At 73.9% G+C, this 11,485-nt stretch carries 7 protein-coding genes; 4 read left to right on the top strand and 3 right to left on the bottom strand.

Annotated features, from left to right (window positions below):
• The first annotated feature begins 37 nt into the window (after positions 1–37).
• The gene (locus tag ACZ47G_RS16025) at positions 38–2,176 is read left to right on the top strand and encodes an alpha-galactosidase (protein WP_465742978.1); all 2,139 of its coding nucleotides are present in this window, start codon (positions 38–40) and stop codon (positions 2,174–2,176) included.
• A 93-nt stretch (positions 2,177–2,269) separates the two neighbouring features.
• Here the strand turns inward: ACZ47G_RS16025 and xylA are convergent, their stop codons facing one another.
• Positions 2,270–3,442, bottom strand: coding sequence for a xylose isomerase (gene xylA, locus ACZ47G_RS16030; RefSeq protein ID WP_465742980.1), 1,173 nt, complete (start codon positions 3,440–3,442; stop codon positions 2,270–2,272).
• Positions 3,443–3,536: 94 nt separating this feature from the next.
• On the opposite strand from xylA, the gene xylB reads away from it, so the two are divergent.
• Positions 3,537–4,967, top strand: a complete 1,431-nt coding sequence (xylB, locus tag ACZ47G_RS16035) for a xylulokinase (RefSeq protein WP_465742982.1) — start codon at positions 3,537–3,539, stop codon at positions 4,965–4,967.
• Positions 4,968–5,039: 72 nt separating this feature from the next.
• Entirely contained in the window at positions 5,040–6,197 is a 1,158-nt protein-coding gene (locus ACZ47G_RS16040; RefSeq protein WP_465742984.1) for an ROK family transcriptional regulator, read from the top strand.
• A 33-nt stretch (positions 6,198–6,230) separates the two neighbouring features.
• Here ACZ47G_RS16040 and ACZ47G_RS16045 read toward each other — a convergent pair whose 3' ends face one another.
• Positions 6,231–8,234 carry an alpha-amylase family protein gene (locus tag ACZ47G_RS16045; protein ID WP_465742986.1) on the bottom strand — a complete coding sequence of 668 codons (2,004 nt, stop codon included), beginning with the start codon at positions 8,232–8,234 and terminating at the stop codon, positions 6,231–6,233.
• Between the two features lie 388 nt (positions 8,235–8,622).
• On the opposite strand from ACZ47G_RS16045, the gene ACZ47G_RS16050 reads away from it, so the two are divergent.
• Entirely contained in the window at positions 8,623–10,599 is a 1,977-nt protein-coding gene (locus ACZ47G_RS16050; protein ID WP_465742988.1) for an alpha-L-fucosidase, read from the top strand.
• Positions 10,600–10,719: 120 nt separating this feature from the next.
• On the opposite strand, the gene ACZ47G_RS16055 is transcribed toward ACZ47G_RS16050, so the two are convergent.
• Entirely contained in the window at positions 10,720–11,415 is a 696-nt protein-coding gene (locus tag ACZ47G_RS16055) for a FadR/GntR family transcriptional regulator (protein WP_465742990.1), read from the bottom strand.
• Between the last annotated feature and the right edge of the window lie 70 nt (positions 11,416–11,485).

The raw sequence follows: 11,485 nt of genomic DNA on the forward strand, positions 1-11,485 counted from the left end.
ACGAACGTGAACGAGGACGAACTTGAACGAGGACGAAATGACTGAATCGAACGTCGTCGTGCTGTCGGCCGGTGATGCGGCCCTCGCGCTCGACCTCGCCGGGCCCCGGGTGCCCCGGGTGCTCCACTGGGGTGCCGATCCCGGCTTCCGGGCCGGCGACGCCGCGCAGGTGCTCGACGCCATGGGCCGGACCCCGGGGCACGGCGCCGGAAGCCTGATGCCCTCCCAGGGGCAGGGCTGGTTCGGCCGGCCGACCCTGGCCGGGCACCGCGACGGCCGGGTCCGCCCCCCGCGTTTCGAGCTCGCCGAACCGGTCGTCGCGCGCGCCCGGGACGGCCGGGGCGGTGTCGTCCAGGTGCGGGCCCTGGACCGTGGCGCGGGGCTCGCCCTGGACACCGAGCTGGAGATGACGGAGCACGGCGTGGTGCGGCTGCGCCACACCCTGACCAACACGGCGACCGACGCCTACACCCTCGAAGCACTGACGTGCGTGCTCCCGGTCCCCGCCCACGCCGTGGAACTGCTGGACTTCGCGGGCCGCTGGGCCCGTGAGCGCTCCCCGCAGCGCGCCCCGCTGCGGCAGGGCGTGTGGTCGAGGGAGAGCCGGCGCGGCCGGACCGGCTTCGACGCCGGACTACTGCTCGCCGGCACCCCGGGCTTCGGCTTCCGGCAGGGCCAGGTCTGGGGCGTGCACGCCGCCTGGAGCGGCAACCACGTCCAGTACGCGGAGCGGCTGGCCGACGGGACGACCGTCCTCGGCGGCGGCGAACTGCTGGACGCGGGTGAGATCCGGCTGGCGGAGGGCGGGTCCTACCGGACCCCGTGGGTGTACTTCGCGACCTCCGGCGCGGGTCTGGACGGAATCAGCCACGGATTCCACGACATGCTCCGGGACCGGCCCGGGCACCCGAACACCGCCCGGCCGGTCACCATGAACATCTGGGAGGCGGTCTACTTCGACCACGACCCCGAGCGGGTGCGCGCCCTCGCGCACACCGCCGCGGCGGTCGGCGTGGAGCGGTTCGTGGTGGACGACGGCTGGTTCCGGCACCGCCGCCACGACCGGGCCGGCCTCGGCGACTGGTACGTCGACGAGAAGGTGTGGCCGGACGGGCTCGGCCCGCTGGCCGAGCACGTCCACGGGCTCGGCATGCAGTTCGGTCTCTGGTTCGAGCCCGAGATGGTCAACCCCGACTCCGACCTGGCCCGCGCCCACCCCGACTGGTTCCTCGCCGATCCCGAACGCCTCCCGTTCGAGCAGCGCAGCCAGCACGTCCTGGACGTCGCGAACCCCGACGCCCACGCCTACCTGCTGGAGCGGATCAGCACCCTGGTCGGGGAGGTGGGCATCGACTACCTCAAGTGGGACCACAACCGCGACCTGGCCGACGCCGTCCACGACGGCCGACCCGGTGTGCACGCGCAGACGACGGCGGTCTACCGGCTGCTGGACGAACTGCGCGACCGCCACCCCGGGTTGGAGATCGAGTCCTGCTCGTCCGGCGGGGCCCGCGCGGACCTCGGCATCCTGGAGCGCACGGACCGGATCTGGGGATCGGACAACATCGACCCGATCGAACGCCAGGCCATCCAGCGCTGGACCGGTCTCCTCCTGCCCTACGAGCTGATCGGCTCCCACGTCGGCTCGGCTCCCGCCCACATCAGCGCCCGGGACACCACGCTCGCCTTCCGCTGCGCCACCGCGCTGTTCGGACACGCCGGCATCGAGTCCGACATCTCGACCTGGTCGAAGGACGACCTCGACGCGCTCACCTCGTGGGTCGGCGCCTACAAGCAGCTGCGGCCGCTGCTCCACGGCGGCGACGTCGTCCGCACCGACCACCCCGACCCGGCCGCCTGGGTCCACGGCGTCGTCTCCCGGGACCGGGCCCACGCCGTGTTCACCTACGTCCAGTTGGACACCTCGGTCGCCGAGAACGCCGCGCCCGTACGCCTGCCGGGCCTGGAGCCCACGACCCGCTACGCCCTGCGGGTGCGCCCCGAACTCTCCTGCCCCGAGCACACCTGGCCCGCCTGGGCGCGGCGTTCCACCGCGCTCACCCTGACCGGCCGGTACCTCGCCCAAGTCGGCCTGGCCGCCCCGGGCCTGACCAACCGGCCCGGCCACGCGCTGGTGATCGAAGCACAGGCGCAGCCACCCGCCTCGCAGGGCTGAACCCCACCCGTCGCGCCGGCTGCCACGACGGACCGAGCCGGGCCGTGCGGGTGGCACGGCCCGGCTCGGTCGCGGATGCGGCGGCCGGCGTGGTCAGCGGGCGCCGAGGAGGTGTTCCAGGGCGAGCTGGTCCAGCTGCTCGAAGGCCATGCCGCGCCGGGCGGCGGCGTCGACGTCGAACTCCTCGAAGGCGGAGCGGTCCGCCAGCAGCCCGGCCAGGCCGTCCCCGGCGGTGGGCAGGGCCAGTTCGGGCAGCCGGGAGGCGGCGAGCGCGTCCCGCACCTCCGGGTCGGCCCGGAAGGCGCGGGAACGCTCGGCCAGCAGCAGGTAGTTGCGCATGCAGCCGGCCGCCGAGGCCCAGACGCCGTCGAAGTCCTCGGTGCGCGGCGGCTTGAAGTCGAAGTGCCGGGGGCCGTCGTAGCCGGCCGACTCCAGCAGGTCCACCAGCCAGAAGGCCTGCCGCAGGTCGCCCGCGCCGAAGCGCAGGTCCTGGTCGTACTTGATGCCGGACTGGCCGTTGAGGTCGATGTGGAACAGCTTGTCGTGCCACAGGGCCTGGGCGATGCCGTGCGGGAAGTTGAGCCCGGCCATCTGCTCGTGGCCGACCTCCGGGTTGACGCCGACCCGGTCGGGGCGCTCCAACTCGTTGATGAACGCCAGGGCGTGGCCGACGGTGGGGAGCAGGATGTCGCCGCGCGGCTCGTTGGGCTTGGGCTCGATCGCGAAGCGCAGGTCGTAGCCCTGCTGCTCGACGTACTCGCCGAGCAGGTCGAAGGCCTCCTTGAGCCGGTCCAGCGCGGTGCGCACGTCCTTGGCCGCGCCGGACTCGGCGCCCTCGCGCCCGCCCCAAGCGACGTAGACCGAGGCGCCGAGTTCGGCGGCCAGGTCGATGTTGCGGATGGTCTTGCGCAGCGCGTAGCGGCGTACGTCGCGGTCGTTGGCGGTGAAGGCGCCGTCCTTGAAGACCGGGTGGGTGAACAGGTTGGTGGTCGCCATCGGGACCTTCAGCCCGGCGGCGTCCAGTGCGGCGCGGAACCGCTTGACGGTCTCCTCGCGGGCGGCGTCGCCCGAGCCGAAGGGGATCAGGTCGTCGTCGTGGAAGGTGACGCCGTAGGCGCCGAGTGCGGCCAGTCGCTGCACGGTCTCGACCGGGTCGAGGGCGGGGCGGGTGGCGTCGCCGAACGGGTCGCGCCCCTGCCAGCCGACGGTCCACAGGCCGAAGGTGAACTTGTGCGCGGGGGTGGGGGTGAGCTGGTCGCTGGGCATGGAGCGGCTCCGGATTCGGATCCAGGGGTGTTTGTCAGGGCTCTCAACAAATTAGTATGCCCGAACGTCAGAAGGAACCCCTCCGGAGGAACGCATGGCTGAGCAGCGTGTCGTGATCGGCTTCGACAGCTCGACGCAGTCCACCAAGGCCCTCGCCGTCGACCTCGACACCGGCGCCGTCCTGGGCCAGGGCCGTGCCCCGCACACCGTCAGCACCGACGCCGGCCGGGAGAGCGACCCCGAGCAGTGGTGGCGGGCGCTCGGCGAGGCCGCGGCGGCGACGGGCTGGGCGGACCGCGCGGCCGCCGTCTCGGTCGGCGGCCAGCAGCACGGCCTGGTCACTCTCGACGCGTCCGGGGCGCCGGTCCGCCCGGCACTGCTCTGGAACGACGTCCGGTCCGCGCCGCAGGCCGCCGGGCTCCGGACCGCCATCGGTGCGGCGGAACTCGCCCGCCGCACCGGCAGCGTCCCCACCGCCGCCTTCACCGCGCCCAAGTGGGCCTGGCTGCGGGCCGAGGAACCCGCCGCCGCCGAGCGCGTCGCCGCCGTCCGCCTCCCGCACGACTTCCTGACCGAGCGGCTCACCGGAGCGGCCGTCACCGACCGGGGCGACGCCTCGGGAACCGGCTGGTGGGGACCGGACGGCTACGACCAGGACGTCCTCGCCCGGATCGGCCTCGACCCGGCCCTGCTGCCGAAGGTCCTCGCCCCGGGCGCGCAGGCCGGCACCGTCCGCCCGGGGACGCCGCTGCGGGAAGGGACGCCGGTGGCCACCGGCACCGGCGACAACATGGCCGCCGCCCTCGGGCTCGGCCTGCTCCCCGGGCAGCCGGTGTTGAGCCTCGGCACCTCCGGCACCGTCTACGCCGTCGGCGGCGCCAGGCCCGCCGACCCGACCGGCACCGTCGCGGGTTTCGCCGACGCGCTCGGCGGCTGGCTGCCGCTCGCCTGCACGCTCAACTGCACCCTCGCCGTCGACCGCTTCGCGGTGCTGCTCGGCCGCGGCCGCGACGAGGTCGAGGAGGGCGGCACCGCCGTCGTCCTGCCCTACCTCGACGGCGAGCGCACCCCGGACCTCCCGGGCGCCTCCGGCCTGGTCCACGGGCTGCGCCACGGCACCACCCCGGGGCAACTGCTCCAGGCCGCCTACGACGGCGCCGCCCACGCCCTGCTCGCCGCGCTGGACGGCGTGCTGCGCGCGGGCGGCGCCGACCCGGAGGGCGACGAACCGCTGCTGCTGATCGGCGGCGGCGCCCGCGGCCGGGCCTGGCAGCGGACCGTGCTGCGGCTCTCCGGCCGGGCGGTCCAGGTGCCCGACGCGCGGGAACTGGTCGCGCTCGGCGCCGCCGCCCAGGCGGCCGCACTGCTCACCGGTGAGCCGGCCGACGCGGTGGCCCGCCGCTGGCGGACGGCCCGCGGCCCGGTGCTGGACCCGGTGAAGAAGGACGAGGACACGCTGCTGCGGATCGGCGATACCCTGCGTCGGGCCGGAGCCTTGCAGGGCGCTCCGGCCCAGGACCGGTAGGAGGAGCGGCGCGTGACGGTGGTCGGCAGGGCGAACGGGAGTGCTTCGATCGGGCCCGCGTCGCAACAGGACATGCGCCGGCAGAACCTCGCGGTGGTCCTCGGCGCCGTCGTCGCGCACAGCCCGCTCTCCCGCGCGGACGTCGCCGGACGCGTCGGGCTGACCAGGGCGGCCGTCTCCTCACTCGTCGACGAGCTGATCGGGCGCGGCGCGCTCACCGAGGCGGCGGCCACCGCCAACGGGCGCCCCGGCCGGCCCGGCCGGGCGCTGGCCGTGAGCGTCGAGGGCCCGGCGGGCCTCGGCCTGGAGATCGGCGTCGGCCACCTGGGCGCCTGCGTGGTGGACCTGCGGGGCGAGCCGCGCGTGTGGCGCCGGGAGGAACGGGCCAACGCGGGGCGGCCGGCCGGGGAGGTGCTGGCGGAGCTCGCCGCGCTGGCCGGCGCGGCGGAGGCCGAGGCCGCCACCCTCGGGCTGCGCGTCGAGGGCCGGATCCTGGCCGTGCCCGGGGTGGTGCCGAACCGACCCGGCGGACTGGTCGAGCGCGCGCCCAACCTGGGCTGGCGCGGCGTCCGGCTCCGCGACCACTGGCCGGACGCCGACACCGTGCCCGAACCGGAGAACGAGGCCAACCTCGGGGCACTGGCCGAGTGCTGGACCACCGGGCAACCCCTGGAGACCTTCGTGCACGTCTCCGCCGAGACCGGGATCGGCGCCGCCCTGGTCATCGACGGACGGCTGTTCCGGGGCGCCCGGGGCTTCGCCGGCGAACTCGGCCACCTCCCCGTCCACCCGGACGGCCCCGGCTGCGCCTGCGGCGCCCGCGGCTGCCTGGAGCAGTACGCGGGCGAGGCGGCCGTACTGCGCGAGGCCGGTCTCGGGCAGCACGGGCCCGGCGACGCGGTCGCCCTGCTGGCCGAACGCGCGAGCGCCGGGCACCCGGCGACCCTGGCGGCACTGGAGCGCGCGGGGAGCGCCCTGGGCCTCGCCCTCACGTCGGCCGTCGACCTCATCGACCCGGACGGCCTCGTCCTCGGCGGCGGCTACGCGGACCTCGCCGACTGGCTGCTGCCGTCCGTACGCGCCGAGTTGGCCGCCCGGGTCACCGTCCGCCCCTGGGCACCGGAGGCGCTGCGCGCGTCCGCCCTGGGCCGGCGCGGCCCGCTGCTGGGCGCGGCGCTGACGACGGTGCGCCGGATCATGGCGGATCCGACCCTGCTGCCCGTCGGCTGAGGGCCCCACGGCCCTCAGCCGACGGGCGTCGCGTCAGTCGTGCTCGACGACGACCATCGCGTGGCCGTCCGTGGTGGTGACCCGCACGTGGACGTACTCGCCGTCGTGCTCCCACGTCAGCTCCTGCCCGGCGGGCTGGAGCCGCACCGAGCGCGGCGCGGTGGCGCTGCGCACCGAGACGGGGACGTCGACCAGCGGGAAGGCGTCGTGCACCAGGTCCAGCCCCGAGGTCTCCCGGGCCGGCACGAAGCTGATCAGGTGCACCACGGTGCTCGTGGCGGTCCGGACCACGCTGGTCTCCAGGTGGACCGGCCCGCCGGCGCGGACCAGAGGGTCCGGCAGCAGCCGGTCCAGGGCGGCGCCGAGCAGTCGGCGGTACGCCTCCAGGCCGTGCTCGTGGAAGGCCTCCAGCAGCGGCACGGTCACCACGGCCACCCCGTCGCCGACGACCACGGCCGCCTCGTCGGTCGGGTCGGCCGGGGGAGTGTAGGAGTGGCCGCAGAAGCGGTCCCAGGACCGCGGGAAGTAGGGCGCCACCACCCGGGCCAGGACCTCGGCGCCGGGCAGCGCCCGGGCGGTCAGCCGGGAGCCGTGGCTGATGAACGGGAAGTCCTCCGGGACGCCGGGAACGTCCTGGCAGGCGAGGAAGGCCTCGCCGGCCGGGGCGGGCGCCAGGCCCTCGACCGGGAGATCGGGCAGGGCCGGCTCCGTGCCGTTCCTGAGCAGCGCGGGCCCGACCAGCAGCACGGCGCCACCGGCCCGGCGGTACGCGCTCAGCCGCTCGGCCAGGTCGTCGTCGACGGGGGTGCTCTCCGGCACCACGACGGCCCGGTACCCGCCCAGGTCGGTGGTCGGCGGGACCATGTCGAACTGCGCGCGGAGCTGCTGCAGCGCCCTCACGGCACCGATGTTGCTCGCGCCGGGGTTGTCGCCGAGGGCGGGGTCGACGACCACCGCGACCTCGCTGACGACCCGTCCGCCCTCGACGAACGGCTCGCACGCCGCGATGTGCCCGTAGACCGAGCCGATCAGCTCGTACACCGCCCGCGAGGGCACTCCGCGCGGGTGCAGCACGTCACCGACGCCGCCGGTCAGGCCCTGGCTCAGCATCTGGCTGTTCTCGTACAGCAGCGCCGCCCGGGGCTTGAGGGCGGCGTTGTCCCCCCAGCTCTCGTGGAAGCGCCCGGTGTGACTGAGCGTCGGTATCCCCAGCGGGCGGACGAAGCGGGCGACGTACGGGAGGAAGGCGTAGCCCCAGCCGCCGGTGGGCAGCCCCTCGATCTCGACGTGCCGCACGAACTGCCGCTCCCCGGGCAGCCCGGTCTTCGGTCGGCCGTTGTACCAGACGCCCTGGACGGCGTCCGGGGGGAGGGCCTTCTCCACCATCGCGGAGTAGCGGGCCATGTAGCGCTTGGCCACGAGGTCGGCGTAGCGGTTCCGGTGGTCCGCGTCGGCCGGGTCCAGGCCCTCGCGGCGCATCCCGTCGATCGCCCAGCGGCTCGCGCTGGGCTGGTTCCAGCACATGTCGACGAAGATCCCGTCGACCGGGGCGAAGCGGCGCAGCACCTCGTCCAACTGGTCGGCGAAGTAGTCGGCGTAGGGGCTGGACATGTCGAGGATGTTCCAGGCCGCGTCGAAGGCGGAGGTGCTCCAGCGGGCGAGCTTCAGGTCCTCGCCGTGCGCGATCCACTCGGGGTGCTCCCGGGCGGCGTACTCGTCCACCTGGAGGGACAGGTAGATCGGCGCGCGGATGCCCACGGCGTGCAGGGCTTCGACCTGCTCGGCGAGCAGGTCGAGGTCGGGGGCGAGGCCGGGGTGGCGCTCCGGCCGGTCGGTTCCGTAGTAGAGGTGGCCGTGGTGGCACTTGGCGAACACGGTGACGCTGTCGACGCGGGCGTCCCGGAAGGTCTGAGCGAAGGTCACGGGGTCGAAGTCCCGCCCGACATCGGGGATGTCGGGCCCGGTGTGGAAGTCGAGGTGGACGGTGCGCCGGGGGAAGCGAGCGGGCCTGTGAGCGTTCACATCGCTGTGAGTCATGGGATGGGTTTATCGAAGACCTGCCCGCGACGTCCAGAGGTTCGCCGGATGAGTCCGATCTGGCGGCAGCGATACATCCAATGTTTGCCGCCCTTTGGCCGGTCAAATCCTCCTTTTCCCGGCAGTTCATCGCCAGAAGCTGTCAGGACTCTGGACAAGCACCCGACCTATGCGTCTTAATCCATCCCATGTCATGGCCGCTCCAGATGGAGCGCCGCGCGGCTCCGCACGTCGTTCGCCGCAGCGCCGGGCGTGCCGGACGGGGCTGGGCTGGGCCCTGTCCGAGGACCTGGGACGCCTCCACGGAATCCACCATCTGAAACGAACAGAAGGGCGTACCGTGCCGGATTTCCTCTCGCGCCGATCGGTTCTCGCCGGAATGGCGGCCATGACGGTCGCCACCACGATCGGCTCCGTCGCCACCTCGACGCCCGCGTCCGCCGCGGCCGCCGCCGACCCGCTGCCGCTGCCTCCCCTGCGGATCCCGCAGATCGACCTGGGCCTCGAACAGCAGCCGGACTCCAAGCTCCAGTGGCTGATGGACGCCAAGCTGGGCATGTTCATCCACTGGGGCGTGTACGCGGGCCCGGCCAACGGCGAGTGGTACATGCACAGCGCCGCGATCACCCCGGAGAACTACCGGAAGTACCTCACCGACGTGACCGGCCAGCAGTTCACGGCCGACGCCTACGACCCGGCCGCCTGGGCCCGGTTGGCGAAGGACTTCGGGGCGAAGTACACGACGCTCACCACCCGCCACCACGACGGCTTCGCACTGTGGCCGCTGAACCACCCCGGCGCCTGGAGCTCCGGGCAGGCGCCGCTCCACCGCGACTTCGTCAAGGAGTACGTCGCGGCGGTGCGCGCGGCCGGACTGAAGGTCGGGCTCTACTACTCGCCGATCGACTGGCGCTACCCCGGCTACTTCGACGTGACCGGCACCAACTGCGCGCCGAACCCCTGGAACTACACCACCGATCCCGCGCACAAGGAGAACGCGCGGATCATGAAGACCGAGGTGTACGAGTCGGTCAAGGAGCTGGTCACCCAGTACGGCGTGATCGACGACCTGTGGTGGGACGGCGGGTGGATCGCCGAGCAGGGCACCGACGCGGCCGGCGCGTTCTTCTGGGAGCCCGGCCGGTACCGCGACCCCGCCAACCAGTGGCCGGTGGACGCCGCGTACGGCGAGACGGACGACGGCGGCAGGCCGCTGGGGCTGATGGGCATGGTCCGCAAGCACCAGCCCGACATCGTCGCCACCTCGCGCTCCGGCTGGAAGGGCGACTACGACAGCGACGAGGGCCCGTCCGTCCCGACCGGGCCGATCCGCACGGGCCGGCTCGTCGAGAAGGTCTTCAGCGTCATCGGCACCTGGGGCTACTCCGACAGCCCGGTCATGGGCTACGGCAGCGTGATGGACGTCCTGGTCAACTGCTGGGTGCGGAACATGACCGTGATGGTCAACGTGGGCCCGGACCGGCACGGCACCGTCTCCGACGGGCAGGCCGGCCTGCTGCGGCAGGTCGGCGCCTTCATGACCGCCTGCGGCCAGTCCGTCTACGGCACCCGCGGCGGCCCGTGGAACCCGGTCGACGGCCAGTACGGCTTCACCTACAAGGACGACACCTTCTACGTCCACCTGCTGTCCGGCTACAGCGGGACCACCTTCACGACCCCGGCGATCGGCGACGCGCAGGTCACCCGGGTGTTCGACGTACGGTCCGGCGGCAACCTCGCCCACACCGTCGGTGCCGACGGCCGGCTCACCGTCACCGGCATCGACCGCACCACCCACCCCCAGGACAGCGTCATCGGTGTCGTCCTCGACCGGAGCGTGCAGCCGGGCGACACCGCCGTCGGCAGGGCGGCGACCGCCGACAGCGAGGAGCGTGCCAAGGGCAACACCGCGGCCAACGCGGTCGACGGGGCCACCGCCACCCGCTGGTGCGCGAACGACGGCGGCACCGGCCACTGGCTGGCGGTCGACCTCGGCTCGACCCGCGCGCTGACCGGCACCCGGATCGCCTGGGAGCTGGACAACACCAACTACCGCTACAAGATCGAGGGTTCCACCGACGCCGGCACGTGGACCACGCTGGCCGACCTCACCGCGACGACCGGCACCAGCCAGGTGCAGGTCGCCCGGTTCCGCGCCCGGGCGCGGTACGTGCGGGTCACGGTCACCGGGCTGCCGGCCGGTGCCTGGGCGTCCATCCGCAACCTGGAGGTCTACGACCGGCCCTTCGGCGCGGACCCGGGCACCTTCGGGCCGGTCAACCGCGACAGCGGCAAGGTACCGGACGCCGGCGGCGGCTCCACCTCCGGCGGCTCGACCCCCGACGGCGGCACCGTCGTCCAGTAGGCCACCACCGGCGCCGACCAGGACCGGCGGCTCCTCGCGCTCCGACCGACCCACGGAGCCGGTCGCAGGTTCCCTTCCACCGGTGGGTGACGCCCGCACCGGGCGTCACCCACCGCCCCGTCAGCCGAGGGCCGACCCCGGTTCGCCGAGGGTGTCGCGGAGCCACTGCTCGACGCCGGCGACGTGCACGGTCGCCCAGGCGTGGGCGAGTTCCGGGCGCCGGCCGGCGATGGCGTCGAGGATCGCGCGGTGCTGCTGGCGGGTGCGCTCCGTCGCCCCCTCCTCGGTCAGCCCGCGCCAGACCCGCGCGCGCGTCGTGGGTCCGGACAGGCCGTCGATCAGCGAGCAGAGCACGGTGTTGCCCGACCCGGCCGCGATCCTGCGGTGGAACTCCAGGTCGTTGGCGATGAGTTCCTCCAGCGTGGCGACCTCGGCCAGGCCGTCCAGCACCTCGGCCAGGCCGGCGACGTCCTCCTCGGACATCACCCGGGCGGCCATCGCGGCAGCGGCGGGCTCCAGGATGCGGCGGACCTCCAGGAACTCCAGCACCGTGTTGTCCTGGTGGAAGTCGACCACGAAACCCAGCGCGTCCAGGAGGATGTCGGGCTCCAGGCTGGTCACGTACGTGCCGTCGCCCTGACGCACATCGAGCACCCGGATCAGCGACAGCGCCTTGACCGCCTCCCGCAGGGAGTTGCGGGAGAGGCCGAGCCGGTCCGCGAGGTCCGCCTCCTTCGGGAGCTTCGCGCCGGGGCGGAGCTCACCGCTCACGATCATGGCCTTGATCTTCTCGATCGCCTCGTCGGTGACTGGCACGCCTCGCCCTTCCTGGTCATCTGATCTTCGCAGCATAGAGGTTCCGCCCGGCCCGGCCGCGGTGCTTCCG

Source organism: Kitasatospora sp. NPDC030952 (genome assembly GCF_055571335.1).

Coding starts and splice junctions, on each gene's coding strand:
- ACZ47G_RS16045 (WP_465742986.1), bottom strand. CDS start 8,234: ATGACTCACAGCGATGTGAACGCTCACAGGCCCGCTCGCTTCCCCCGG.
- ACZ47G_RS16050 (WP_465742988.1), top strand. CDS start 8,623: ATGACGGTCGCCACCACGATCGGCTCCGTCGCCACCTCGACGCCCGCG.
- xylA (WP_465742980.1), bottom strand. CDS start 3,442: ATGCCCAGCGACCAGCTCACCCCCACCCCCGCGCACAAGTTCACCTTC.
- xylB (WP_465742982.1), top strand. CDS start 3,537: ATGGCTGAGCAGCGTGTCGTGATCGGCTTCGACAGCTCGACGCAGTCC.
- ACZ47G_RS16040 (WP_465742984.1), top strand. CDS start 5,040: ATGCGCCGGCAGAACCTCGCGGTGGTCCTCGGCGCCGTCGTCGCGCAC.
- ACZ47G_RS16025 (WP_465742978.1), top strand. CDS start 38: ATGACTGAATCGAACGTCGTCGTGCTGTCGGCCGGTGATGCGGCCCTC.